Below are 24,201 nucleotides of genomic sequence, written 5' to 3' on the forward strand. Positions count from 1 at the left end.
TCAAGTGAGCGCAGTCATCACCGCGGCCTGGTAGGCCGGGCGTTGTTTCAGGCGTTCATACCAGGCTTCCAGGTTGTACATGGCCTGGCGCTCGATGGGCATTTCGAACCAGGCATAGATGAAGCTACCCAGTGGGATGTCGCCCATGCCGATCTGGTCACCGGACAGGTAGGGCTGTTCGGCCAGGGTTTCATCGGCAATGGCCAGCAATTGGGCGCACTGTTTGTGGGCGGCATTGATCGCCACCCAGTCGCGCTGGTCTTCCGGGGTGCGCAGCAAGCCCCAGAACAGCGGGCGGAAGGGAGTGGCGAAGGACGAGGTGGTCCAGTCCATCCATTTGTCGGCCAGGGCGCGTTGGCGCGGGTCTTCCAGGTACCAGCCCTGCTCGGCGCCGTACTCGGCGCACAGGTAGCGGACGATGGTGTTGGACTCCCACAGGGTCAAGTCGCCGTCTTCGAGCATGGGGACCAGGCCGTTGGGGTTGCGGGCGCGGTAGTGCGGCTCGTTGACCACGCCGAAAGCGCCACCGGCGTCGATGGACTCGTAATCAAGGCCCAGTTCCTGGGCAATCCACAGTGCCTTGCGCACATTGCTCGAATTCTTGCGGCCCCAGATCTTCAGCATGGCAACGTCCTTATGAAATGCGGTGGGGGTGCAGTCTACTCCAGACCTTCGCCGCCTGTACCGGCCTCTTCGCGGGTAAACCCGCTCCTACAGGTCGGTGGTGATCCCTGTGGGAGCGGGTTTACCCGCGAAGAGGCCGGTACAGGCGAACAATGAACTGAAACTCCCGCTGCCACACCCTGTCACTGTTCTGAAGCTGCCGTTCACAGCATTGCGTCTAAGCTGTCTGGGACGGCTAAAGCCCCCTGGTTCCAAGGAGGACCGATTATGTTGCTGTTGTGGTTGGTAGTGCTGGTGATTGGCGCGGCGTACCTCACGCACCGGCGCCTGGCGCCCTTGCAGATTCTCGGCATCATGGCGGCCTATGTGCTGCTCATGGGCATTTTCAGCAGTGCGCCCGGCTGGCTTCTGGCTGTGATCTGGATCGTACTGGCCTTGAAGATCGCCCTGGTTGCGCTGCCGGAGTGGCGCCGCAAAGTGTTCACCGGCCCGGTATTCAGCTGGTTCCAGCGCACCCTGCCGCCCATGTCGCAAACCGAGCGCGAGGCCATCGACGCCGGCACGGTATGGTGGGACGGCGAACTGTTCAGCGGGCGCCCCGACTGGCGCACCTTGCTGGCCTACCCGGCACCGAAGCTGACCGAAGAAGAACAGGCCTTCATCGACGGCCCCACTGAGCACCTGTGTGCCATGGTCAGCGACTGGCAGATCGGCCAGGACCTGGACCTGCCGCCCGAAGCCTGGGACCACATCAAGCAGCATGGTTTCTTCGCGCTGATCATCCCCAAGGAATATGGCGGCAAAGGCTTCTCTGCCTACGCGCATTCGCAGGTGGCGATGAAACTGGCCACCCGCAGTGGCGACCTGGCTTCCACGGTGATGGTGCCCAACTCATTGGGCCCGGCCGAACTGCTGCTGCACTACGGCACCGACGAACAACGCAACCACTACCTGCCACGCCTGGCTCGCGGCGACGAAATCCCCTGCTTCGCCCTGACCGGCCCGCTCGCTGGCTCTGATGCCGGCGCCATGCCCGACACCGGCATCATCTGCAAAGGCCATTGGAATGGCGAAGAAGTGCTGGGCCTGCGCCTGAACTGGGAAAAGCGCTACATCACCCTGGGCCCGGTCGCTACCCTGCTGGGCCTGGCCTTCAAGGCCTACGACCCTGAGCACCTGCTGGGCGAAGAGGAAGAACTGGGCATCAGCCTTGCGCTGATACCCACCGACACTCCCGGTGTCGAAATCGGTAAGCGCCACCTGCCGCTGGGCGCCGCGTTCATGAACGGTCCCAACAGCGGCAAGGACGTGTTCGTGCCGCTGGACTTCCTCATCGGCGGGCAGGCCATGCTTGGCAAGGGCTGGATGATGCTGATGAACTGCCTGTCGGTGGGCCGTTCGATTTCCCTGCCTGCGGTTGGCACTGGCGCGGCCAAGTACACCAGCCTGGTGACCGGCCAGTACGCGAATATCCGCGAGCAGTTCAACGTGCCGCTGGCGGCCTTCGAGGGCATCCAGGAATCGCTGGCACGCATCGGCGGCAACGCCTGGCTGATGGACAGCGCCCGCCTGCTCACCGCCAAGGCCGTGGACCTTGGCGAAAAGCCTTCGGTGCTGTCGGCAATTCTCAAGTACCACCTGACCGAACGGGGCCGCGAATGCATCCAGCACGCCATGGATGTGCACGGCGGCAAGGGCATCATCATGGGCCCCAACAATTACCTGGGGCGCAACTGGCAAGGGGCGCCGATCTTCATCACGGTCGAGGGCGCCAACATCCTTTCGCGCAACCTGATGATCTTCGGCCAGGGCGCCATTCGCTGCCATCCGTTCGTGCTCAGGGAAATGGCCCTGGCCGGCCGTGAGGACCGCGACCAGGCGCTGAAGGAATTCGACGACCTGCTGATGAAACACATCATGTTCGCCGCCGGCAACGCCGCCAGCACGTTGGTCTTCAACCTGGGGCTAGGCCGTTTCGAGCCAGTGCCCGGTGATGCCTTGAGCCAAGGTTACTTCCGTGCCCTCAATCGCCAGGCAGCCGCCTTCGCCCTGCTGGCCGACCTGTCGATGATGCTGCTGGGTGGTGCGCTCAAGCGCCGCGAGCGCCTGAGTGCGCGCCTGGGCGATGTGCTCAGCTACCTGTACCTGGCCAGCGCCGCACTCAAGCGCTACCACGACCTGGGCTCGCCCGAGCACATGCAGCCACTGCTGCGCTGGGCCATGGAAGAAAGCCTCGGCCAGGCGGAAAAGGCGCTGGACCGGCTGCTCGACAACTTCCCCAACCGGTTTGTCGGTTGCGCATTGCGCGTGCTGGTGTTCCCCTTCGGCCGCCGTCATACCGGGCCGAGCGATGAGCTGGATGCCGAAGTGGCGGCGCTGATTGGCCGCAGCAAGGGCGACCCGGCGCTGGAGGAGTTGCTCGCCGGCTGTTTCCGGCCGCAGGCCGAGGGTGACCCGGTGGCGGCATTGCAGCGGGCCAGCAACCTGCTGGACGAGACTGCGCCACTGCACAAAGTGCTGCATCAGGCGATCAAGGAGGGCAAGGTACAGCCAGTACCAGGGCAGTCGGCTATCGATGCGGCAGTTCAGAGCGGTGCACTGCAAGGCGAAGAGGGGCAACGGCTGCATGCAGCCGAAAACGCACGCAGGGCCGTGATCGATGTGGATGCATTCGACAAGGAGCAATTACTGCCTGAGCAAGGCAAGGTGCGCTGAATGCAGGGGGCCCTTTTGCGGCCCCCTGCCCACCGGCGTATACTCCGCCCCCGTTTCAACCACCTCGAGGACCATCCACATGGCCAACCCCCACCTGGAATACCACCTGCAACTGCTGAACCACCTGCGCACCATTTTGGTGGCGCTGGGTGAGGCCGACCAGGTACCGGAGGAAAGCCACGCCCTGTTCCTCGAACGCTTCGACGAACTGCTGACCCTGCTGCCGCAAGACCCGCTGCAAAGCCAGTACCTGGGCCAAGACCTGATCTGCCAGGTAATCCAGCGCTATCCGCAGATCGCCCATCTGGTGCCACGCGACCTGCTTTGGTTCTTCGCTGGCGACTGCCTGCACTTCATGCCTGATGAAGAGCTGGATCTGTATCAACGCCTTGAAGAGCGCCGGTACGAGGCCGAACAGAACGATGAGCCGTTCGACTGGCACCAGGTAAAGCAACTGCTCAATGGGCAACCGGGTAGCCAACACTAGCCTGGGCTTGCACTGGGCAAAGTTGAATGTGACAACACACTTGAGCTTTGCTGTAGCCGCAATACATCGCGTAGAGTCAGTAACGGCATAGGAATGATCGTCACCGCGAATCGCCACTCTTTGGGCCAGCGAAGATCTTCTGCCATCAGGATTGTTACAGGGCTTGGTGCTGCCGACCGGGGTGTGAATATCCCTTGCCTTACCTCACCGTTGCCGGCAAGGATATGCCACTGGACATGCTCCGGCTGTAACTCCACCTCCTCCTGATCGCGGTTGAAATAGCAACAACTCAACCGCAAAGCGGTGCCCTCAGCGTGAAATCTGATGAAGTGCGTCGGCCCGACGAACATCGTGACGTAAAGTGCTGAGGCCTGGGCCCCTCCTGCAGCAGCCGTCACCACATCGGTGCGCGCAGGTAGCCGTGGATAGCTGGATTTCAAGACAGCGGGTATCAGCGTTTCCCCCGGTAGGCTGAACAAGAGGTCTGGCGGCTTTGTTGCGGGCTCATAAAAGTGGTCGCTGCCTTCTTTGACAATACGCCCCCCTGCCTCACCCGCCACACTCCATTCGGCACCCGTTATGGGAGCGCCTGCAAACCCCAATTGCTGCCTTAGCTCACCAGCGGGAAAAATCCGTGCCTGCGGAGCGATTTTGTGCACTTCACCAGCACTCGCAACCGTTGAGGGATTCCACGGCCTTTTAGGGCCTATCTTGTAGTTACTATTCCACCCGCCTGGGAGCTGCGTTCCTCCATTCGGCACGCAGGCCCCCGGTGGAGTAACCAGATGGCTGAACCACGCATTGTCTGTGGGGGGATTACCTGCAGCGACTTCTGGAAAATCGGTTGTTGAAAACTCCGCATACAAGACATCCTGCTCTTCAGGCGTAGGGGCCTGTGAAGTCCGATCCGCAAGGCTTCTGTATGCTAGAGGTTGTTGACAAATAAAGAAAAGGTGATCTCGCAGGCTCTGGGTCGTAACCGTGTAAATGTAGAGGTCTTGGAGCTGTGAATCGACAGCCCGCGGCATCATCGCGATCTCGATTTTCTTGCGCCGATCGTAGTACTCCCCATACTCCGGGGGCACCGTTGTAGGGGTCCTTGAATCCTTAGGGTAGTAATAGGCGTAAGAGGCGGCCCCGTCCCACTCAAGACTCAGCACACTTTGATCTTGCGCCCGGTACCTGCGGTAGCTGCTATCGAGACGCACCTGCACCCTCAACCTCCCTTCGGGAAGCGGCACCTCGGTCAACCGATAGATCTGTTCGACACCGAGGTTATTGAGCTTCTTCGTGTCGGTGACAACGTCATACCCTGGATAAAGATTAGCTTGAATATAAACAGCTCCCGTACCAATTAATTCAATACGCTTAAACTTTCTCATCGTAGTTTCCATGAACCCACCCGGCATAGGGGTGGCCATAACCATCGACTCGATCAAAAAGTCTTCATAATTGTTATATCTCCACCACGTATTGACAGTGACCAAATCCACCCACATGGGCAGTAGTACTGAGCCCGCAGACGCTGGGTCAGCCCCATCACTCATCGGCTTTTTCATATGCATAGTCCGCCTGTGAACAAGACTTGATTGAACCCCCTTGAGCAAGGCCTGAAAACTAGCATTTTTGTCAGTTGCCCTGAACGTTGAAGTTGACCACTCCGATTAAAAATCAGTAACAAGCTGTCTGCCAGATCACTGGACGCCACATCATCAAACGCCAGCCTGATGAATTTACCAGGACATAATCAGGCTTTTCCTACACAAATCAATTGCTTCTCGGCCTAATCTCGTGTCCTCCCTGCCGGCCAGTTGTTCGGCAGAAACTCAAGGGACCAGAACGTCCTGCCTACAACTGCTGCACTGGAGTTAAACATGAAAAAGACGCTTATCACGCTTGCCATCGGGCTTGGCCTGGCCAGCAACGCATCCGCCAACAACGGTTCGATCCACTTCCACGGCCATGTCTATGCTGGTACCTGTCCGATCGTAATCATCGACCCATCAACAGACCTGCCGATGTCTCGTGTCAACATGGGTAACGTCAACGCTTCACAGTTCAAAGCAACAGGCGATGAAGCGGGTACGCGCGCCTTCGGCATGCGTATCACTCCAGGCGGCGGCTGTGTCGTCGGCGCAGGTACCGCCAGCGTCACCTTCACCGGTGGCTACGGCGGCGCTGGTACAGGTGGTGCGTTGTATGCGCTGGCGCCAGGTGGGGCCAAAAATTTGGCCTTGACCATCAAGGACGATACCGACACACCGGTGGCCAACGGTACGTCTTCGAAGGATTACATAGTGGATACCTCGAAAGAAACCACCATGATTTTCTCTGCGGCATACAAATCCATTGACAACACCGTCACTGGCGGTGCCGCCAACACCGATGTGCAATTCCTTGTCACCATCCCGTGAGAAGGTGGCCCAGGCGTGCTGAAGCCGCCTGGGGTCAACTCGTCCCGTTCAGCAGGTATCGCCAGATGAAGACTCACTTGCGCCGCCTTGGCTGGGGTATTTGCCTCGCAGCCATCCTGCAACCCGCTCAGGCAGCGCTCACCGTCAACACCACACGTATCGTTTTCGACAGCGACAAACGCAGCACTTCTGTGGTGATCGCCAACCCCAGCCCCCGCCCCTACGCGGTACAAAGCTGGGTCAACACCACCAAGGACGATACCGACAAAGCCATGCCTCTGGCGGCTTCGCCCGGGTTGTTTCGCCTGGACCCCGGCAAGGAGCAGATGGTGCAGATCAGCCGTCTGCCCAACAAGCTGCCGCAGGATCGTGAAACACTCTTCTACCTTAATGTTCAGGAAATTCCCGAAGCAAACCCTGAGGACGTAAACGTACTCAATATTGGCTTGCATACGCGCCTCAAGCTTTTCTACCGCCCCAGCGAATTGAAAGACCGGCCCGTCGACCGCATCAGTGAGCTGAAATGGTCCGTGCGCCAAGGCCTTGGGCGTGTCCAGCTAGTGGTAGACAACCCGACGCCCTACCATTACACGTTCGGCCGCCTGGAGGTCAGTACTGCAGGTAAAACGGAAGCTATACAGGCCATGGCAATGGCGCCGCCGTTCGGGCAGCAGGTTTATGACCTGGCCCGTATCAAATCGGTAAATGCCTTGCAGTTGACCTTTACCACCATCAATGACTACGGGGTCGCCACTCCGGCGATGCACAAAGCACTGTCTAGCGCCCCCTGAAACTGCCTGCCATTCCCTATGATCGAGCCCTGCGGGCTCGTTCACTATCGTCATTCAAAAAATCAAGGAGCCTTCCATGAAGCCGCTAGTCATCGCATTTGGACTCGCCATGGCGAGTCAACACGCGCTGGCAAACACTGGGTCGATCAACTTCTTCGGCCAGATCAACAGTGGGACCTGTTCGATTGAAATCATCGACCCTTCGACTGGCCTGCCCACCAGCCGAATCTTTATGGGCAACGTGAACGCTGCCCAGTTCAACGACGCGGATGACGAGGCTGCAAACCGCGCCTTCGGCTTGCGCGTTACACCCGGGAGCGGCTGCATATTGGTGCCCGGTGCCAATGCCAGCGTAACCTTTACCGGAAATTACGGCGGCGCTGGCGCCACTGGCACACTGTATGCCTTGGAACCTGGTGGCGCCACGGGTCTGGCCTTGACCATCAAGGACAACGTAGGCACACCGGTGGATAACGGGATCGCCTCCAAACAGTACCCCCTGCATGACGACATGTTGTTCTCTGTCGCGTACAAAGCAATCGCTACCCCGGTCACCGGCGGTTCCGCCAACAGTGATGTCCAGTTCAGCGTGGACATACGCTAAGCCCGCAAAAAAAATCGGGCCTCAGCGCCTAATGCCAGTTAGTTAAGCTGACTGGCATTTTTATTTTCGGGTCGGGTATTTTGCTGGTCGTTGTGCACCACCTCGTACTGAGTGCCCTTTTTCAAGGGGATCAGCCAGTGCCGATGCTCGCCTTGCGATTGCCAGTGGTGCAGTAAGCCCAACAAATAGAAACCTTTGTCGAACAGGGTCACCCGTGACAACCAGCAAGTGCTGCTGGAAACCTTCGACTACGATGCACTCGACCGGCTGGAGCAACACAGCTGCCAAGGCACCACCCTGCCCCGCAACACTGCTGGCCGTGCTATCAAGAGTCAGTTTTTTGTCTACGACGAGCTGAACAACCTCACTGATTGCTACACCGATTTTGCCGATGGCGCATCGGACGAGGCCTTTTACACCTACGACGGCTTCATCCTGAAACTGGCGGAGCACTCCCTGCAGCCTGATTACCCGGTCTGCCAAACGTTCGAGCACGATGCCGAAGGCAACCTGGAGAACGACGAACAAGGCAACAAGCTGGTGTACGACGACCATGGTCGCCTGAGCGAAGTGCAACGGGCCAGCGATGGGCAGCCTCTGTATCGCTACCGCTATGACGGCCACAACGACCTGATCGGCGTACGTCATGAGCAAGCCCCGGAAGTGTCGCGCCGTTACCAAGGCTACCGGTTAAGCAGTACCCGCGATGCCGACTTGCTCACCGAGTACCTGTACGCAGGCGACCGCCCTCTGGGGTTGCAACGCCCGGGCCAAACCGCAGACAACCGGCTGTACGCGACCGACGCGGCAAACAGTGTGCTGGGTGAATGCAGCAGTGATGAACTGCACGATAACGCGTACACGGCCTATGGCGATTCACCTGACAACGACCAACTGGTGGGCCTGCTAGGCTTCAATGGTGAAGCCCGCGAACGAGCCTTGGGCTGGTCGCTACTGGGGCGCGGCTACCGTGCCTACAACCCTGGGCTGATGCGCTTCCATAGTCCGGACACGACGGCGCCAGAAGACGCCGGTATCAACCCGTATGTGTACTGCGGCGGCAACCCCGTCAACTGGCGCGACCCAAGCGGCCATTACGGCGTGCGCCACAGCATGGAGGCGCCGTATATCCCGCCCAAGCCGATGCCCAAAGCCGACTGGCGATCCTGGCTTGGCTGGGCCGTGGGTCCTGTCTTTGCAGTGATTAGCTTCATGTTCATGCCGCCGATAGGCCTGACCCTGGCCTTCGCAATGGGCGCAGCCAGCCTTGTCATTGACGTGGCCGCTGTGGTGGTCGGTGCAGTGGGACTGATGACAGGGGGCGAGGCGATTAATAACTGGGCGTTCTGGCTGGGGATTGCCAGTGCGGTGACTACGCTGGGGGTCATGGCCCATAGCAGGTTTGCGGCGAAGGCGGCGGCCAGAAAAACTGCAGAAGCAGCTGTCAACGCGGAATTGCCAGGCAAGTTGTTTGCCTCTGGCGAGCTCGTCACTACTACTACCACGGTTACTATAAACATCTATCCAACCACCAACAACACAATCAATGTATACATGACCACCAACAATTATAAGACGATTACAAAAGCCGCCCCAAGAACTACTGCCACACTAGACTTTTCAGACAACTTCATCTTGAGAAGAAACCCTCTCTTCGATGACGTTCCGACTATGGCCACATCCAGCAATCTTCCGGAAACTGTCATGGTCAATTCCCGTGTAGAAAAAGAAATATTCATTGCCGCTTCACATCCAGCCCCCAAATCAGCAACTGTAGAAACAGGCAAGACCAAAGGTGGCTACACGAAAAACGCGGAAGGGAACTGGGATTCCACCTCTACATTTCGTGATTTCAGAAATGGTAGACTTGTCGCAGGCACACCATAGACATGCCATAGGCACGTAACTTTATAGGCGGCCTTCTACGAAGGCCGCCACCGCATACAAGGAACCAGATAAAAGGTCATATTCACCGGACTTTTCCTACAGAATATGAGCCGTTTTTCACGCTATCTTCAGCCGCCTTAACTGGAATGCTCCTTGAATCGTATTCCAAATTGCACAACTAGCGCTGCAGGGCCTATCAGACGGCGCAAACCAACGGTTCCTTCTTATGCGTAACACCATCCGAAACCGGCAGTTACCTGCAAGCCACTGCTTAGTTGTATTTTTGTCTGCCGCAAGTATTAGCCTGTTATTCATAGCTGTCGCTCCCGCTACAGCCGATGACCGCACCGTTCAATTCAACCCCAACTTCATGCGCCAAACACCAGGCCAGTCCATCGACGCCAGCGTAGCCGCCCTGAGCACCTTGGCCACTGAAGCCTCCCTGGCGCCCGGCCGCTACCGGGTTGAAGTGCTGGTCAACCTGGCGCCTGCGGGCAAGCATGAAATCGATTTCCGTGGACGCAGCGATGGCAAGGGCCTGGAGCCCTGCCTCAGCGCCAGCCTGCTGCGCGAACTGGGTCTGCGTGAACAGGGCCTGGCCGAGCCACTGCCCAGCAACGAGCGCTGCATCGACCTGCCCGGGCTGGTGCCCGACGCCACCTACGACCTGGACCCCGGCCAACTTCAGCTGGCGCTGTCCATCCCGCAGATCGCCCTGCGCCGGGATGTGGCCGGCAGCGTTGCACCAGAGCGCTGGGACAACGGCATCAATGCCGCCTTCGTCAGCTACCAGGCCTCCGCGCAGCATTTCAGCGGCAACACCGGCACCTCCAACAGCAGCCAGGACCTGTCCCTCAATGGCGGGATCAACCTGGGCGGCTGGCGCCTGCGCAGCAGCCAAAGCTGGCGCGACGACGGCGAAGGCCGGGATTGGGTACACTTCAACACCTACGCCCAGCACGACCTGCCTGGGAAGTGGGGCACGCTGACCCTGGGCGAAACGTTCAGCAGTGGCGATGTGTTCCGCAGCCTGCCCATCAAAGGGGTACAACTGGCCACCGACATGGGCATGCTGCCAGACGTGATGCAAAGCTACGCGCCGGTGATCCGCGGCGTGGCCCAGAGCCGGGCCAAGCTGGAAGTACTGCAGAACGGCTACCCGATCTACTCCACATACGTTGCCGCCGGCCCTTACGAGATCAATGACTTGGGCATTGGCGGTAGCGGCGACCTGGAAATCGTTCTTACCGAGGCCGATGGCCAGGTGCGCCGTTTCATCCAGCCCTACTCCACCCTCAGCAACCTGCTGCGCGAAGGCGTGTGGCGCTACAACCTGGTGGCCGGGCGCTATGACGGCGCCGATGGCATCGACAACCCCGCACTGTGGCAAGCCACCCTGGCCCGTGGCGGCCAGTGGAGCACTACACTGTATGGCGGGCTGCTAGGCAGCGAGTACTACGATGCCGCCAACCTTGGCATCGCACGCGACATCGGCAACCTTGGCGCGGTGTCGCTGGACGTGACCCAGGCGCGTACCGACCTGGGCGAACAAGGCGGCCAGGTGCAAGGGCAGAGTTACTCTGTGCGCTACGGCAAAGCCTTTCAGACCGGCACCAGCCTGCGCTTCGCCGGCTATCGCTACTCCACCGAAGGCTATCGCGAGTTCGCCGAAGCGGTGCAGCAGCGCAATGCCTCCAGCCGCTATCAGGGCAACCGCCGCAGCCGCCTGGAAAGCTCGATCTACCAGACGCTCGGCAACCGCAACTCACTGAGCCTTACCCTTTCCCAGGACGATTACTGGGGCACCAACCGCCAACGCCGCCAGTACCAGTTCCAGTTCAATACCCAGTACCGCCGGGTCAGCATCAACCTGTACGCCTCGCAGTCGTTGAGTGACGACAGCGGCAGCGACCGTATCGTTGGCCTGGGGGTCACCATCCCGCTGGGCTGGGGCACGTCAACGACTGCAAGTTTCGATGTGCAGGAAAGCAATGGCCACTTCAGCGAACGCGCCACGTTGAATGGCGGTTCGCAGGACAACCGCCTGGGCTACCTGGCATCGCTGGCCAACGACGAACAGCAGCGCAAGACCGCCTCGGCGTCAATGAGCTATCAGACGCAGAAGCTAAACGTGGGTGCCGGCTACACCGAAGCGGATGACTTCCGCAGCGTCTCGGTCAATGCCAGTGGCGCGGTGTTGGCGCATGCCGGCGGCATCGTCCTGGGGCAATACCTGGGCGAGACCCCTGCGCTGGTGCATGTGCCCGATGTGCCCGGCGTGGGTGTCGACAACGTGCCCGCTGGCAGCACCGACAGCAGTGGCTACATCCTCGCCCCGCACATGCGCCCCTACCGGGTCAACCAGGTAACCCTGCAAACCGACCAGCTCAGCCCTGATGTGGAAATCGAAAATGGCGTCACCCAGGTTGTCCCCCGTCGAGGCGCGGTCGCCCTGGCAGCCTTCAAGGCGCGGCAGGTCAGCCGCCTGATCCTCACCTTGCAACATGCAGACGGCCGCCCGATGCCCTTCGGTACCCAGGTCAATGACCAGCAGGGCAAGCAGTTAGCGGTAGTGGGCCAGGCTGGTCAGGTGCTGATTGCAACAGATGCCCAGGCACAAACGCTAGAGGCGCGCTGGGGCGACCGCGCCGAACAGCACTGCCTGTTGAAAATCGACCCGGCAACCATGCCTGAAGACGAAGGCTACCGCCTGCAGACCTTGCGCTGTCCTACCCCATGACCCAGCCCGTGCGACGACGCCGCAGGCTTGCAACAGGAACCCACCATGCCCCATTTTTCGCGTTCTTTAATCGGCATCGCTGCTGCGGCGACGATGATGACACTGTCAAGCCAGGCCCATGCCCTGGGCTGCGAATGGCCAACCACCCCAGGCCCGTTGCAGTTCACGCACAACATCACCGGCGTTAAGTGGGTGGCACGTGATGCGCCCGTGGGTAGCAAAATCTACTCTGCCACTAGCACTGGAGTGGTAGGCCCTGGCTTTGCCTTGAAGTGCGATAACGACGGGACGCTGAGCCTGACGGCCAACATGGGTACGCCATTACCTGTCGCCTCCGGCACCTTCCCTCCCGTCGACGGGAGGGATGTGACGGGCAAAGTGCTACAAACCAGCATTCCGGGTGTCGGGCTGTATCTGGAGCTGGGTGGTTTCCTCAACGCCGGGGCTAGCAACGCGTTCCTGGCGAACGATGGTGGTATCGGCGCCATTCCCTATGTGGGTGAAAACGCGAGGAACATGACGCCCTCGGACTTGGAAATGAAAAATCTCATCATCAAGTATATGGCCTTGATCAAGACCGGCCCCATCCCGGCTGGTAGGAGTTCATTCAACCAGGAGGTCGTCAGGGGTGTCGTCAGCGATGTCGGGGATGCCGTAAGACTGACCTTGGGCGGGGGAGTCCAGCAGGCCCAGTGCACGATCGGGGCCGATGCCGTCAGTGCCAACCCGGTACAACTTGGAACCCACGACATTGCTGACTTCACAGGCCCAGGCAGCCACAGCGATCCGGTTGATTTCTACATCACCCTCAACAACTGCAAGGACGACGAGGCTAGTAGCGTTGCCCGTGCGTTCATGCGCCTGGACGGCGTGGACGGCTCGGTGCCAGTGGATCGTGACCGGGGATTGTTCACCCTGACTAGCGGCTCGAGCGCCAGCGGCATCGGTATCCAGGTGCTGCGCCGCGACGATAACCCACTAAAACTCGAAGAGTTCGTGGATATGGTGCCCCTTACCCGCGACATCACACGCATCGATCTGCGTGCCCGGTATTATCAGACCGAAGCAACGGTGACGCCCGGCTCGGCTAAAGGCGCATTGAACTTCACCATCGAATACCGCTAAGGGGCGGCCATGGCGGTATAGCCATGGCCCCGCTATTCCGGACCCAAAAAAAAACGCACCAAAGGAACTTAAGAATTCCTTGGTGCGTTTTGTATTGGAGCGGGAAACGAGACTCGAACTCGCGACCCCGACCTTGGCAAGGTCGTGCTCTACCAACTGAGCTATTCCCGCATTTTAAACTTTTACAACCTACTACACCGTCATGAACGCCATAGTTTTAAAAACTGGAGCGGGAAACGAGACTCGAACTCGCGACCCCGACCTTGGCAAGGTCGTGCTCTACCAACTGAGCTATTCCCGCAAATGGCGTCCCCTAGGGGACTCGAACCCCTGTTACCGCCGTGAAAGGGCGGTGTCCTAGGCCACTAGACGAAGGGGACACACAACACTTTTCAGTGCACCAGACTTGAACCTCACGATTCACCCTGGATTTTCTTTTCCTGCCCCGCCGTCAAGCGTTGCCGGAGAAACTGGAGCGGGAAACGAGACTCGAACTCGCGACCCCGACCTTGGCAAGGTCGTGCTCTACCAACTGAGCTATTCCCGCATTGGCGTCCCCTAGGGGACTCGAACCCCTGTTACCGCCGTGAAAGGGCGGTGTCCTAGGCCACTAGACGAAGGGGACACGCTGCTGGCATTACTGCCTGCTTTCACTCCCTGCCGCGTTTCGCTGTGTGCTTTACGCTGCAAGTGGCGCGCATTCTATGGATGGTTCGGGAAGGCGTCAACCCCTTTGTAGAAATTTATTTAAATCAATGACTTCCGGGTGGGTTGGGGTGCAGATGCGGGCCGGGGTGTCGATATAGAGAGAAGTCTTCCTGCACAGGCCTGTGCAGTACCTGTGGGAGCGGCTTTAGCCGCGAAAGGGCCGGCACAGGCATACAGCCGCTGTTCGCCCCTTGGCAAACTCACTACACTCAAAGCTGTAATTCTTCTTCAATGAGGCATTAACGGTGACACCACTTCTGATCACCCTGCTCATCGTGGCAGGCATCGCGTTGCTGATCGTGATCGGCTACCTAAACAATGTGGTCGAAAACGGCAAGATCGAACGCGTCCGGACGAGGATCGAACTGGCCGACCGCCTGCGCCGCTGTGGCGAAATCACCGAGACCTTCCCCGGCCAGTTCATGACACCGGCCCTTAAACTGCTGCTGACCCGCCTGGAACTGAACCTTAATCAGCGCCAGTTGGCGGTGGACAAGCACAATGCCGAACTCAAGGCGCGCATCGCCGAGCTGGAAGGGCTGATCGCCCTGGGCGACAAGATACCGGTGAACAACCCGCCCAACCCGATCCACACCGAGGTCAAGGCCAAGGATGTGCGCTTCTTGCTGGAGGCCATGCACAACCAAGTGACCCGCGCCGCTCAGGAAGGCTTTTTACCTGCCGTGGAAGCCAAGCACTGGGTGAAGGAAATCCGCCACATCCTGGTATTGCTGCATATCGAGTTCTTCAACAACCTCGGCCAGCAGGCCCTGCAGAAGAACCAGCCGGGCCAGGCACGCCTGGCGTTCGAGCGCGGCGTGCAGTACCTGCGCAAGCAGCCGGAGCCGAAGGTGTATGAAGAGCAGCTGACGTATCTGGAGAAGTTGCTGGCCCGTGCCAATGCCCAGGTGCTGGACCGCATGGCACCGGCGGAGGACGAGCACAACGAATTGACCGACGGGCTCAAGACCGACGAGGAAGAGACCTGGAAGAAGAAGGTGATTTACGACTGACGCTTGAACCTGTGCTGGCCTCTTCGCGGCTAAAGCCGCTCCCACAGGGATCACACCAGGCCTGAGGGCGATGCAGTACCTGTGGGAGCGGCTTTAGCCGCGAAGAGGCCAGCACAGGCGATGCAACACTTAGCAGTCGGTCAGCTCCAGGAAGACCGCCGCCAACCGTTCCAGCCCCACCTGGTCCGCCTCGCTGAACCGCCCAACCTTCGGGCTATCCAGGTCCAGCACGCCAATCAGCCTGCCCTCCTTCACCAGCGGGATCACCAGCTCGCTGTTGGACGCACTGTCGCAGGCAATGTGCCCCGGGAACGCATGCACGTCCTCTACCCGCTGAGTCTGCCGCGTTGCCGCCGCTGCCCCGCACACGCCCCTGCTGAACGGAATGCGCACGCACGCCACCTGGCCCTGGAACGGGCCCAGCACCAGTTCTTCGTTGCGGTTAAGGTAGAACCCGGCCCAGTTCAGGTCGTCCACCTGGTTGTACAGAAACGCCGAAAACTGCGCGGCATTGGCGATGAAATCACGCTCGTCGGCAAACAGCGCCTGCACTTGCGCCGCCAGCAGGTTGTAGCCGTTCAGGCCGGCGCCACTGGCATTGAGGTCGATCATTTACTTTTGCTCCAGCAATTGCAGCCCGACCCAGTAGCGGGCGAACTGATAGGCACAACGGCCATTACGGTTACCGCGGCCGGTGGCCCAGCGCACGGCGAGGATGTCGAGCTGTTCGTCACGCTGCCAGACCAGGCCCGCAGGGCGCGCCAGCTGGCCGATCCAATGCTCGACAACATTCAGGAAGTGGTCCTGGGTAAACGGGTAGAACGACAGCCACAGACCAAAGCGGTCAGACAAGGCAATCTTGTCTTCCACCGCTTCGCTGGGGTGCAGCTCGCCGTCCACGCGCTTCCAGTTCTCGTTGTCGCTCTCTTTCTCGGGCACCAGGTGGCGGCGGTTGGAGGTGGCGTACAGCAGCACGTTGTCCGGCGCCTGCTCCAGCGAACCATCCAGCACGCTCTTGAGCACCCGGTAGTCGCCCTCCCCGGCTTCGAACGACAGGTCGTCGCAGAACAGGATGAAGCGTTGTGGCAGCTTTTGCAGTTGCTCGACCACCCGTGGCAGGTCGGCCAGGTGGTCACGTTCGATTTCGATCAGGCGCAGGCCGGCGCCGGCATGTTCGGCCAGCAAGGCGCGCACCAGCGACGACTTGCCGGTACCGCGCGAGCCCCACAACAGCGCATGGTTGGCTGGCAGACCGTTGATGAACTGGTGGGTGTTGCGGCCCAGCTGGTCGCGCTGTTTGTCGACGCCGATCAGGTCGGTCAGGCGGATGTCCAGGCTGACTTCCAGCGGCAGCAGGTAGCCGCTGCGGCCATCGCGCTGCCAGCGGGCGGCCAGGCTGGTGCCCCAGTCGATGGTCGGGCGTTGTGCGGGCAACAAGGGTTCAAGGCGCGCCAGTACCGATTCGGCGCGGTCCAGGAAAGCAATCAAGCGAGCGTCCATCAAGGCTCCTGCAAATTCAGATTCGTGGCTGCTGTACCGGCCTCTTCGCGGCTAAAGCCGCTCCCACAGGGACCGCACCAGGCCAGAGAACGGCGCAGTACCTGTGGGAGCGGCTTTAGCCGCGAAGAGGCCGGCACAGCCAGTTGAGCAATCAAGGCTGAATGTGTGACAGGCCCACCAGTAGCCGGGGTTGATCGGCTATGCTTGCGCAGCGCAAGGAACGGGAAACAGGCTCGGGACTCATGGATATCAAGTTCACCAATCGCCTGTCATACAAGCAAGCCCGGCTGACAGTCCTGGTCGGCTTCATCCTGGGAACATTGCTCAGTCTCATCCAGATCGGCATCGATTATGCCAGCGAAGACGCGTCCATCAACCGTGAAGTGAACGCGTTGCTGCAAATCAGCCACAACCCGGCCTCGCGTATCGCCTACAACATCGACTCGGAACTCGCGCTGGAGCTGACCCGCGGCCTGTTGCAGTCGCCGGCCGTCATCCGTGCACGGCTGATCGACAACAACGAAACCGTGCTGGCCGATGTCGAGCGGCCCAGGCTGCAGGACCGCTACCGGCCGCTGAGCGACTTCCTGTTCGGCGAGCAGCGCCAGTTCAAGGCACGCCTGTACCTGACGCACATGCCGGAGGAATACCTGGGCACGCTGTACCTGGACGTCGACACCTTTGCCTTCGGCAGCCGCTTTCTCGACCGCGCCGGCATCACCCTGCTGAACGGTTTTGCCCGCAGCCTGGTGCTGACCGGCATCCTGCTCGCGCTGTTCTACATGATGCTGACGAAACCGCTGGTCACGGTGATCGGCGCGCTCAGCGGCAGCGACCCGCGCAAACCCCGGCAAACCCGCCTGGACTGCCCACACGGCCACGAACACGACGAAATCGGCGTGCTGGTGAAAGTCGCCAACCAGCAGTTCGTCAGCATGGCCACCGAGATCGAGCAGCGGCGCACTGCGGAAAACCGCCTTACCCAGTACCTGAACGAACTGGAAGACATCGTCTCGGCACGCACCAACGAACTGAAGGCCAGCAACAGCAGCCTGAGCCTGTCCAACCAGGAGCTGGAACAAGCGCGCCGCCGTGCACTGGACATGGCCCAGGCGCGTGCTGCCTTTTTGGCCAACATGAGCCACGAAATCCGCACCCCACTCAACGGCATGCTCGGCATGATCGCCCTGGCGCTGGACAGCCCGCTGCCCAGCGAGCAGCGCCAGCAACTGGCGATTGCCCACGACTCGGGCAAAGTGCTGGTGGAGTTGCTGAACGATATCCTCGACCTGTCCAAGTTCGATGCGGGCCAGCTGGAGCTGGAACGCATCCCGTTCGACATGGGCTCGATGGTGGAAGACACCGCCAACCTGTTGTCGCAAAACACGGCGCAAAGCGTGGAGCTGACCTGCCTGATTGCCCGCGACTTCCCCAGCAGTGTGCTCGGTGACCCCACGCGGGTACGGCAGATCGTCAGCAACCTGCTGTCCAACGCGTTGAAGTTCACCCGCTTTGGCCGTGTCGATGTGCGCCTGGTGAGCATCGTCGGCGGTGTGCGCCTGGAAGTGCGCGACACCGGCATCGGCATACCCGAAGAGGCCCAGGCGCGGATCTTCCAGCCTTTCACCCAGGCCGGCGCCGGCATCACCCGCCAGTACGGCGGCACGGGCCTGGGCCTGGCCCTGACGCGCAACCTGTGCAAGGCCATGCAAGGCCATTTGCACATTCGCTCCGAAGCGGGGTTTGGCAGCTGCTTCAGCGCCGAACTGCCGCTGGCCGAGCACACCGAAGCCATCGCCCCGGCGCCGCTGCACGGGCGCGTAGCCGCCCTGAGCGCTGCAGGCAGTGGGCTTAACGAACTGTTGCAGGGCCTGCTGCCCGCCTGGGGCCTGGCCTACCAGCGGCATGACAGCAGCGCGACGCTGGACGCCATGGCGATGGACCTGCTGATTACCGACGATGTCGACCGCCTGTTCGACTTGCGCCAAACGCTGAAAACACCCATCTTGCTGGTGACCGCTTACGGCAACTTCCTGCCCAGCGAGCAATCGGCCGCCCTCGCCCCGCTCCATCAACTGGCCCGGCCGCTGGCGCGCAACGCCCTGTACCAGACCCTGCGTCGCACCCTGCAAGGCTTTGACCCCGAACACCCGCTGGCCAGCCCGGCCATCACTCTGGAGGCAGGCCGTGCGCGGATTCTGCTGGTGGAAGACAACCCGGTGAACCAGTTGGTGGCCAAGGGCATGCTGGCCAAGCTCGGCTGCCAGGTGCAACTGGCCACCCAGGGCGCCGAGGCCCTGGAGCTGCTGGAGCGGGATGATTTCGACCTGGTGCTGATGGACTGCAACATGCCGGTGATGGACGGTTACGAAGCCAGCCGGCGCATCCGCCAGAGCGGCCGCTGGCCCGACCTGCCAATCGTCGCGCTCACCGCCAACGCCATGCCCGAGGAACGCGAACGCTGCCGGGCAGCGGGCATGAACGACTACTTGGCCAAGCCGTTCCGCCGCGAAGAGCTACTGGCGCTGGTCGAGCACTGGGTGCCGCTCAACGGCTGAGCAGGCGCTCGATGTCTGCTTCCAGGGCCTGTGGCTTGGTAGTGGGGGCATAACGCGTCACCTGGCCGCTGGCCGGGTCGACCAGAAACTTGGTGAAATTCCACTTGATCTTCTGGCTGCCGAGAATGCCCGGTGCGCGCTGCTTGAGCTCGACGAACAGCGGGTGGGCGCCCGGGCCGTTGACCTCGACCTTGCGAAACAGCGGGAAGCTCACGCCGAAGTTGCGCTCGCAAAACTGCGCAATGTCCCGCGCATCGCCCGGTTCCTGCTTGCCGAACTGGTTGCACGGGAAGCCCAGCACCACCAGGCCACGCTCGTGGTAGGCCTGCCACAGTTGTTCCAGGCCCTTGTACTGCGGGGTAAAGCCGCACTGGCTGGCGGTATTGACCACCAGCAACGCCTTGCCCGGGAAATCGCCGAGCTTCTTGTGCTCGCCGCCCAGGGTCACGCAGGGGATGTCCAGCATCGATCCAGCCATGTTCGGGCTCCGGTCAGTCGCGCGGGCGCAAGTCTATGCACACCGAGTTGATACAGTAGCGCAAGCCAGTCGGTGGCGGGCCATCGGGGAACACGTGGCCCAGATGCGCGTCGCAGCGGGCGCAGGTGACTTCGGTGCGGATCATGCCGTGGGAGGTGTCACGGATCTCGATCATCGCGCTGTCTTCGATCGGCGCGTAGAAGCTTGGCCAGCCGCAGCCGGAGTCAAACTTGGTCTGCGCATCGAACAGTTTCGAGCTGCAGCAGATGCAGTGGTAGATACCATCGCGGCGCTCGCTGTTGTATTTGCCGCTGAACGGCCGCTCAGTGCCTTTGAGGCGGCATACCTGGTACTGCTCGGGGTCAAGCATCGACCGCCATTCATCCAGGGTTTTTTCAATCTTTTTCATGTGGAAACCTCGGCAGGCTGAATTTCACCCCGCACCGTCTTTTCCGGGGCGCGGGTGGCACGTATATTAGTTGGCTTCGTGTGCCAGGCGTTCAGTCTGGCACCCGCTTCCTGCCGTTTCAAACCTTTCGGCGGGGCGTAGCGCGTTTTCTCATATCGGGATCCCATCATGCAGTTCAGCAAATCGAACAAGCTCGCCAATGTCTGCTACGACATTCGCGGCCCAGTGCTCAAGCACGCCAAGCGCCTGGAAGAGGAAGGCCACCGCATCCTCAAGCTGAACATCGGCAACCCGGCGCCGTTTGGCTTCGAAGCGCCTGATGAAATCCTCCAGGATGTGATCCGCAACCTGCCTACCGCCCAGGGCTACAGCGACTCCAAAGGCCTGTTCAGCGCACGCAAGGCGGTGATGCAGTACTGCCAACAGAAGGAAATCGAAGGCGTCACCATCGAGGACATCTACCTCGGTAACGGTGTGTCCGAGCTGATCGTCATGTCGATGCAGGCACTGCTGAACAACGGCGACGAAGTGCTGATCCCGGCCCCCGACTACCCGCTGTGGACTGCCGCAGTGAGCCTGGCTGGCGGCAAGCCGGTGCACTACCTGTGCGACGAGCAGGCCGACTGGTTCCCTGACCTTGAAGACATCAAGGCCAAGATCACCCCGAACACCAAAGCCCTGGTGATCATCAACCCGAACAACCCGACCGGCGCGGTGTACTCCAGGGAGCTGCTGCTGGGCATGCTGGAGCTGGCCCGCCAGCACAACCTGGTGGTGTTCTCCGACGAGATCTACGACAAGATCCTGTACGACGAAGCCGTGCACATCAGCACCGCCTCGCTGGCCCCCGACCTGCTGTGCCTGACCTTCAACGGCCTGTCCAAGTCGTACCGGGTGGCGGGTTTCCGTTCCGGCTGGCTGATCATCTCCGGGCCCAAGCACCACGCGCTAAGCTACATCGAAGGCATCGACATGCTGGCCAACATGCGCCTGTGCGCCAACGTGCCGGCCCAGCATGCCATCCAGACCGCACTGGGCGGCTACCAGAGCATCAACGACCTGGTGCTGCCGCCAGGCCGCCTGCTTGAGCAACGCAACCGTACCTACGAGCTGCTCAACGACATCCCGGGCGTAAGCTGTGTGAAGCCGATGGGTGCGCTGTATGCATTCCCGCGGATCGACCCGAAGGTGTGCCCGATCCTCAACGACGAGAAGTTCGCGCTTGACCTGCTGCTGTCGGAAAAGCTGCTGATCGTACAAGGTACGGCGTTCAACTGGCCGTGGCCGGACCACTTCCGCGTGGTGACCTTGCCGCGGGTGGATGACCTGGAAGCGGCGATTGGCCGGATCGGCAATTTCCTGCGGACTTATTCGCAGTAGGGTTCGACGGGATTTTTGTGGTGGCGCGTAGACCGCGCGCCGCCCACGCGGCGCGCGATCCCGACATCACTGCAAACCTCAAGGCATGCGGTGTTTCTTACATCCTGCAACGCTCTATCCCACTGCCCCCGCGCCATCCTCTGCCATACTCCGCCGTACACAGTTTGAAATAGTCGCACGATTGAATCCACGCGACAGGCCCCTTATATACCCCGCAGTAAGCGACAATTCATCCGTCAGGAGAACGTAACAACCATGATGCGCATTCTGTTGTTTGTGGCCACCAACCTTGCGGTGGTGCTGGTTGCAAGCATTACCCTGAGCCTGTTCGGTTTCAACGGGTTCATGGCCGCCAACGGGGTCGACCTGAACCTCAGCAGCCTGCTGGTGTTCTGCGCCGTGTTCGGCTTTGCCGGCTCCCTCGTCTCGCTGTTCATCTCCAAGTGGATGGCGAAGATGACCACCGGCACCCAGATCATCAGCCAGCCGCGCACCCGCCACGAGCAGTGGCTGCTGCAAACGGTCGAAGAGCTGTCCCGTGAAGCGGGCATCAAAATGCCCGAGGTGGGTATCTTCCCGGCGTACGAAGCCAACGCCTTCGCCACCGGCTGGAACCGCAACGACGCGCTGGTAGCCGTGTCCCAGGGCCTGCTGGAGCGTTTCTCGCCCGATGAAGTGCGGGCAGTGCTGGCCCACGAGATCGGCCACGTAGCCAACGGCGACATGGTCACCCTGGCGCTGGTGCAAGGCGTGGTGAACACCTTCGTGATGTTCTTTGCACGTATCATCGGCAACTTCGTCGACAAGGTCATCTTCAAGAACGAAGAGGGCCAGGGCATTGCCTACTACGTGGCGACCATCGTTGCCGAGCTGATCCTGGGCATCCTGGCCAGCATGATCGTGATGTGGTTCTCGCGCCGCCGCGAGTACCGCGCCGACGAAGCCGGTGCACAGCTGGCCGGCACCTCGGCCATGATCGGCGCGCTGCAGCGCCTGCGTGTGGAGCAAGGCCTGCCGGTGCACATGCCCGACACCATGAAAGCCTTTGGCATCAACGGTGGCCTCAAGCACGGCCTGGCCGGGCTGCTGATGAGCCACCCGCCACTGGAAGACCGTATCGAGGCCCTGCGCCGTCGCGGTTGATCCATCGGGTAATACAGAAAGGGCGACTTCGGTCGCCCTTTTTCGTATTACCGGCCAAGCCGGTACACCCGCTCCAACAGACTGGAAACCCCGGCCTGCACAAACTTGGGGCTCTCCTGAATCATCTCCACCGCCTCCAGTTCATTCAGCTGCCACCCTGCAAACCCCTGCCGCACCTCTGCGTCCCCGACTGAAAACGGCGGCCCGGCCAGCAGTGACTGGTCATAATCCAGGGTCACCACCAAACCCTGGCAATTCGCCGGCAGCAAAGCCGTCAGCACCTGCATGTACATCGCACGCATTTGCGCCGGCAGCGCAATCAGCGCCGCCCGGTCATACAGCCCCACGCAGTCGCCGATATCCTGCGCACGCAACGCAAAGAAATCACCACACCACAGCTCCACGTCACCACTGCACCAAACCTCGAAGCCCCGGCGTTGCTGCACCTCGGCTTCAAGCCCATGCTCGCGGAAGAAATCTTCCACCGCCCGCCGCGACAGCTCCACACCCAACACGCGGTACCCCTGCCCGGCCAGCCAGACCAAATCCAGGCTTTTGCCGCACAGCGGCACCAGCACTCGGCTGCCAGGCGCCAGGCCCAGTGCCGGCCAGTGCGCCTGCAGGTACGGATTGACCTGCCCCTGATGAAAGCCGATCTGGTTATCGGCCCACCGCTTGTGCCAGAACGCTGGCTCCATGGTTGCTCCTTGTTTATCGAGTAAACCGATAGAAAACGCGTAAAACTTGCGATGGATATCGATCAGTTTCTGATCGAAGATGAGTGCATCTTAACCTTCAGGACCTTGCCATGCTGCCCAGCCTGTTCATTTCCCATGGTTCCCCCATGCTCGCCCTGCACCCGGGTGCCAGCGGGCCGGCCTTGGCCGGGCTGGCCAACAGGCTGCCACGCCCAAAGGCAATCGTGGTGGTGTCGGCGCACTGGGAGAGCCGTGAGCTGCTGGTGAGCAGCAGCGCACAGCCAGAAACCTGGCACGACTTCTACGGCTTTCCACCGGCATTGTATGCGGTGCAATACCCGGCGCGGGGCGAGCCTTCCCTGGCAGGCCAGGTCAGCGAGTTGCTGAAGGCTGCCGGGCTGCCAGCCCGGCTGGACGCTCAGCGACCCTTCGACCACGGCGCCTGGGTACCGCTGTCGCTGATGTACCCGGACGCGAGCATTCCCGTGGTGCAGGTTTCCATGCCCAGCCACATGGGGCCGGCGCTGCAGGTGAAGGTGGGCCAGGCGCTGGCAAGCTTGCGCTCCGAGGGCATCTTGCTGGTGGGTTCGGGCAGCATCACCCATAACCTTGGGGAACTGGACTGGCACGCGGGGCCGGATGTGATCGAGCCGTGGGCGCTGGCGTTCAGGGATTGGGTGGTGGAGCGGCTACAGGCTGATGACCAGGCGGCATTGCTGGATTACCGGAAGCAGGCGCCGTTTGCGGTGCGTAACCACCCCAGTGATGAGCATTTGCTGCCGCTGTTCTTTGCCCTGGGGGCTGGGGGCAAGTTTGGGGTGGTGCATCAGGGGTTTACTCTGGGGGCGCTGGGGATGGACATCTATCGGTTTGACTGAAGAATGCCGGGGGCGCTTTGCGCCCCTATCGCGGCACAAGGCCGCTCCT

The 24,201-nt window shown here is 60.9% G+C and carries 21 protein-coding genes and 5 tRNA genes; 13 read left to right on the forward strand and 13 right to left on the reverse strand.

What is annotated here, in order from left to right; translation table 11 throughout:
• Entirely contained in the window at positions 1-624 is a 624-nt protein-coding gene (locus tag ACN6NG_RS22025; RefSeq protein ID WP_474316188.1) for a glutathione S-transferase, read from the reverse strand.
• A gap of 267 nt (positions 625-891) precedes the next feature.
• Between ACN6NG_RS22025 and ACN6NG_RS22030 the strand changes: the two genes are divergently transcribed.
• Together ACN6NG_RS22030 and ACN6NG_RS22035 are read left to right on the forward strand one after the other, a co-directional pair.
• On the forward strand, positions 892-3,339 hold the full coding sequence (locus ACN6NG_RS22030) for an acyl-CoA dehydrogenase (RefSeq protein ID WP_474316192.1): 2,448 nt from the start codon (positions 892-894) through the stop codon (positions 3,337-3,339).
• 79 nt (positions 3,340-3,418) lie between these two features.
• On the forward strand, positions 3,419-3,826 hold the full coding sequence (locus ACN6NG_RS22035; protein ID WP_474316195.1) for a PA2817 family protein: 408 nt from the start codon (positions 3,419-3,421) through the stop codon (positions 3,824-3,826).
• On the opposite strand, the gene ACN6NG_RS22040 is transcribed toward ACN6NG_RS22035, so the two are convergent.
• Positions 3,823-5,385: a hypothetical protein gene (locus ACN6NG_RS22040; RefSeq protein WP_474316197.1), complete on the reverse strand. Its 1,563-nt coding sequence runs from the start codon at positions 5,383-5,385 to the stop codon at positions 3,823-3,825. The two genes, ACN6NG_RS22035 and ACN6NG_RS22040, sit on opposite strands and share 4 nt — an antisense overlap.
• 315 nt (positions 5,386-5,700) lie before the next feature.
• Between ACN6NG_RS22040 and ACN6NG_RS22045 the strand changes: the two genes are divergently transcribed.
• The 3 genes from ACN6NG_RS22045 (at position 5,701) to ACN6NG_RS22055 (ending at position 7,635) form a co-directional block, all read left to right on the forward strand.
• Positions 5,701-6,240: a fimbrial protein gene (locus ACN6NG_RS22045; RefSeq protein ID WP_474316199.1), complete on the forward strand. Its 540-nt coding sequence runs from the start codon at positions 5,701-5,703 to the stop codon at positions 6,238-6,240.
• Between the two features lie 65 nt (positions 6,241-6,305).
• Complete coding sequence (locus ACN6NG_RS22050; protein WP_197899165.1) at positions 6,306-7,031, forward strand: fimbrial biogenesis chaperone; 726 nt, start codon at positions 6,306-6,308, stop codon at positions 7,029-7,031.
• Between the two features lie 76 nt (positions 7,032-7,107).
• Positions 7,108-7,635 carry a fimbrial protein gene (locus ACN6NG_RS22055; protein ID WP_063426286.1) on the forward strand — a complete coding sequence of 176 codons (528 nt, stop codon included), beginning with the start codon at positions 7,108-7,110 and terminating at the stop codon, positions 7,633-7,635.
• A 38-nt stretch (positions 7,636-7,673) separates the two neighbouring features.
• Here ACN6NG_RS22055 and ACN6NG_RS22060 read toward each other — a convergent pair whose 3' ends face one another.
• Entirely contained in the window at positions 7,674-7,847 is a 174-nt protein-coding gene (locus ACN6NG_RS22060) for a hypothetical protein (protein WP_474316232.1), read from the reverse strand.
• Between the two features lie 16 nt (positions 7,848-7,863).
• Between ACN6NG_RS22060 and ACN6NG_RS22065 the strand changes: the two genes are divergently transcribed.
• The 3 genes from ACN6NG_RS22065 (at position 7,864) to ACN6NG_RS22075 (ending at position 13,387) form a co-directional block, all read left to right on the forward strand.
• A complete protein-coding gene (locus ACN6NG_RS22065) occupies positions 7,864-9,522 on the forward strand; it encodes an RHS repeat-associated core domain-containing protein (RefSeq protein ID WP_474316202.1) in 1,659 nt (552 codons plus the stop codon).
• 226 nt (positions 9,523-9,748) lie between these two features.
• Complete coding sequence (locus tag ACN6NG_RS22070; protein ID WP_474316205.1) at positions 9,749-12,262, forward strand: fimbria/pilus outer membrane usher protein; 2,514 nt, start codon at positions 9,749-9,751, stop codon at positions 12,260-12,262.
• Positions 12,263-12,307: 45 nt separating this feature from the next.
• Positions 12,308-13,387 carry a fimbrial protein gene (locus tag ACN6NG_RS22075; RefSeq protein ID WP_474316208.1) on the forward strand — a complete coding sequence of 360 codons (1,080 nt, stop codon included), beginning with the start codon at positions 12,308-12,310 and terminating at the stop codon, positions 13,385-13,387.
• Positions 13,388-13,482: 95 nt separating this feature from the next.
• Here ACN6NG_RS22075 and ACN6NG_RS22080 read toward each other — a convergent pair.
• From ACN6NG_RS22080 to ACN6NG_RS22100, 5 genes are all read right to left on the reverse strand, one after another.
• Positions 13,483-13,558: transfer RNA gene (locus ACN6NG_RS22080), tRNA-Gly, on the reverse strand.
• A 54-nt stretch (positions 13,559-13,612) separates the two neighbouring features.
• Positions 13,613-13,688 (reverse strand) — tRNA-Gly (locus tag ACN6NG_RS22085).
• A 3-nt stretch (positions 13,689-13,691) separates the two neighbouring features.
• Positions 13,692-13,767 (reverse strand) — tRNA-Glu (locus ACN6NG_RS22090).
• A gap of 91 nt (positions 13,768-13,858) precedes the next feature.
• Positions 13,859-13,934: transfer RNA gene (locus tag ACN6NG_RS22095), tRNA-Gly, on the reverse strand.
• A gap of 2 nt (positions 13,935-13,936) precedes the next feature.
• Positions 13,937-14,012: transfer RNA gene (locus ACN6NG_RS22100), tRNA-Glu, on the reverse strand.
• Positions 14,013-14,340: 328 nt separating this feature from the next.
• Here ACN6NG_RS22100 and ACN6NG_RS22105 point away from each other — a divergent pair.
• On the forward strand, positions 14,341-15,108 hold the full coding sequence (locus tag ACN6NG_RS22105) for a hypothetical protein (RefSeq protein ID WP_049277899.1): 768 nt from the start codon (positions 14,341-14,343) through the stop codon (positions 15,106-15,108).
• A gap of 129 nt (positions 15,109-15,237) precedes the next feature.
• Here the strand turns inward: ACN6NG_RS22105 and ACN6NG_RS22110 are convergent, their stop codons facing one another.
• Both ACN6NG_RS22110 and ACN6NG_RS22115 read right to left on the reverse strand, forming a co-directional pair.
• Entirely contained in the window at positions 15,238-15,720 is a 483-nt protein-coding gene (locus ACN6NG_RS22110) for a GAF domain-containing protein (protein ID WP_197899297.1), read from the reverse strand.
• Positions 15,721-16,608, reverse strand: coding sequence for an ATP-binding protein (locus ACN6NG_RS22115; RefSeq protein WP_063425497.1), 888 nt, complete (start codon positions 16,606-16,608; stop codon positions 15,721-15,723). It abuts the gene before it with no gap.
• Positions 16,609-16,808: 200 nt separating this feature from the next.
• On the opposite strand from ACN6NG_RS22115, the gene ACN6NG_RS22120 reads away from it, so the two are divergent.
• Positions 16,809-19,166, forward strand: a complete 2,358-nt coding sequence (locus tag ACN6NG_RS22120; RefSeq protein WP_474316213.1) for a hybrid sensor histidine kinase/response regulator — start codon at positions 16,809-16,811, stop codon at positions 19,164-19,166.
• On the opposite strand, the gene ACN6NG_RS22125 is transcribed toward ACN6NG_RS22120, so the two are convergent.
• Both ACN6NG_RS22125 and msrB read right to left on the reverse strand, forming a co-directional pair.
• Entirely contained in the window at positions 19,156-19,644 is a 489-nt protein-coding gene (locus ACN6NG_RS22125; protein ID WP_016500927.1) for a glutathione peroxidase, read from the reverse strand. The genes ACN6NG_RS22120 and ACN6NG_RS22125 overlap by 11 nt on opposite strands.
• Positions 19,645-19,657: 13 nt before the next feature.
• Positions 19,658-20,053, reverse strand: a complete 396-nt coding sequence (msrB, locus tag ACN6NG_RS22130) for a peptide-methionine (R)-S-oxide reductase MsrB (protein ID WP_063425501.1) — start codon at positions 20,051-20,053, stop codon at positions 19,658-19,660.
• A gap of 168 nt (positions 20,054-20,221) precedes the next feature.
• On the opposite strand from msrB, the gene ACN6NG_RS22135 reads away from it, so the two are divergent.
• The gene (locus ACN6NG_RS22135) at positions 20,222-21,433 is read left to right on the forward strand and encodes a pyridoxal phosphate-dependent aminotransferase (RefSeq protein WP_016485452.1); all 1,212 of its coding nucleotides are present in this window, start codon (positions 20,222-20,224) and stop codon (positions 21,431-21,433) included.
• A gap of 255 nt (positions 21,434-21,688) precedes the next feature.
• Complete coding sequence (gene htpX / locus ACN6NG_RS22140; protein WP_016500929.1) at positions 21,689-22,576, forward strand: protease HtpX; 888 nt, start codon at positions 21,689-21,691, stop codon at positions 22,574-22,576.
• A 47-nt stretch (positions 22,577-22,623) separates the two neighbouring features.
• On the opposite strand, the gene ACN6NG_RS22145 is transcribed toward htpX, so the two are convergent.
• On the reverse strand, positions 22,624-23,274 hold the full coding sequence (locus ACN6NG_RS22145) for a thiopurine S-methyltransferase (RefSeq protein WP_474316217.1): 651 nt from the start codon (positions 23,272-23,274) through the stop codon (positions 22,624-22,626).
• Between the two features lie 110 nt (positions 23,275-23,384).
• On the opposite strand from ACN6NG_RS22145, the gene ACN6NG_RS22150 reads away from it, so the two are divergent.
• Positions 23,385-24,152, forward strand: coding sequence for a DODA-type extradiol aromatic ring-opening family dioxygenase (locus ACN6NG_RS22150; protein WP_197899293.1), 768 nt, complete (start codon positions 23,385-23,387; stop codon positions 24,150-24,152).
• Positions 24,153-24,201 lie beyond the last annotated feature (49 nt).

This window comes from Pseudomonas sp. TSO6, assembly GCF_056098905.1.

Excerpts from the sequence above, each read along its gene's own strand:
- ACN6NG_RS22150 (WP_197899293.1), top strand. The coding sequence starts at position 23,385 with ATGCTGCCCAGCCTGTTCATTTCCCATGGTTCCCCCATGCTCGCCCTG.
- ACN6NG_RS22045 (WP_474316199.1), top strand. The coding sequence starts at position 5,701 with ATGAAAAAGACGCTTATCACGCTTGCCATCGGGCTTGGCCTGGCCAGC.
- ACN6NG_RS22025 (WP_474316188.1), bottom strand. The coding sequence starts at position 624 with ATGCTGAAGATCTGGGGCCGCAAGAATTCGAGCAATGTGCGCAAGGCA.
- ACN6NG_RS22050 (WP_197899165.1), top strand. The coding sequence starts at position 6,306 with ATGAAGACTCACTTGCGCCGCCTTGGCTGGGGTATTTGCCTCGCAGCC.
- ACN6NG_RS22040 (WP_474316197.1), bottom strand. The coding sequence starts at position 5,385 with ATGAAAAAGCCGATGAGTGATGGGGCTGACCCAGCGTCTGCGGGCTCA.
- htpX (WP_016500929.1), top strand. The coding sequence starts at position 21,689 with ATGATGCGCATTCTGTTGTTTGTGGCCACCAACCTTGCGGTGGTGCTG.
- msrB (WP_063425501.1), bottom strand. The coding sequence starts at position 20,053 with ATGAAAAAGATTGAAAAAACCCTGGATGAATGGCGGTCGATGCTTGAC.
- ACN6NG_RS22145 (WP_474316217.1), bottom strand. The coding sequence starts at position 23,274 with ATGGAGCCAGCGTTCTGGCACAAGCGGTGGGCCGATAACCAGATCGGC.
- ACN6NG_RS22120 (WP_474316213.1), top strand. The coding sequence starts at position 16,809 with ATGCTTGCGCAGCGCAAGGAACGGGAAACAGGCTCGGGACTCATGGAT.
- ACN6NG_RS22115 (WP_063425497.1), bottom strand. The coding sequence starts at position 16,608 with ATGGACGCTCGCTTGATTGCTTTCCTGGACCGCGCCGAATCGGTACTG.
- ACN6NG_RS22075 (WP_474316208.1), top strand. The coding sequence starts at position 12,308 with ATGCCCCATTTTTCGCGTTCTTTAATCGGCATCGCTGCTGCGGCGACG.
- ACN6NG_RS22035 (WP_474316195.1), top strand. The coding sequence starts at position 3,419 with ATGGCCAACCCCCACCTGGAATACCACCTGCAACTGCTGAACCACCTG.
- ACN6NG_RS22030 (WP_474316192.1), top strand. The coding sequence starts at position 892 with ATGTTGCTGTTGTGGTTGGTAGTGCTGGTGATTGGCGCGGCGTACCTC.
- ACN6NG_RS22070 (WP_474316205.1), top strand. The coding sequence starts at position 9,749 with ATGCGTAACACCATCCGAAACCGGCAGTTACCTGCAAGCCACTGCTTA.
- ACN6NG_RS22110 (WP_197899297.1), bottom strand. The coding sequence starts at position 15,720 with ATGATCGACCTCAATGCCAGTGGCGCCGGCCTGAACGGCTACAACCTG.
- ACN6NG_RS22055 (WP_063426286.1), top strand. The coding sequence starts at position 7,108 with ATGAAGCCGCTAGTCATCGCATTTGGACTCGCCATGGCGAGTCAACAC.
- ACN6NG_RS22125 (WP_016500927.1), bottom strand. The coding sequence starts at position 19,644 with ATGGCTGGATCGATGCTGGACATCCCCTGCGTGACCCTGGGCGGCGAG.
- ACN6NG_RS22135 (WP_016485452.1), top strand. The coding sequence starts at position 20,222 with ATGCAGTTCAGCAAATCGAACAAGCTCGCCAATGTCTGCTACGACATT.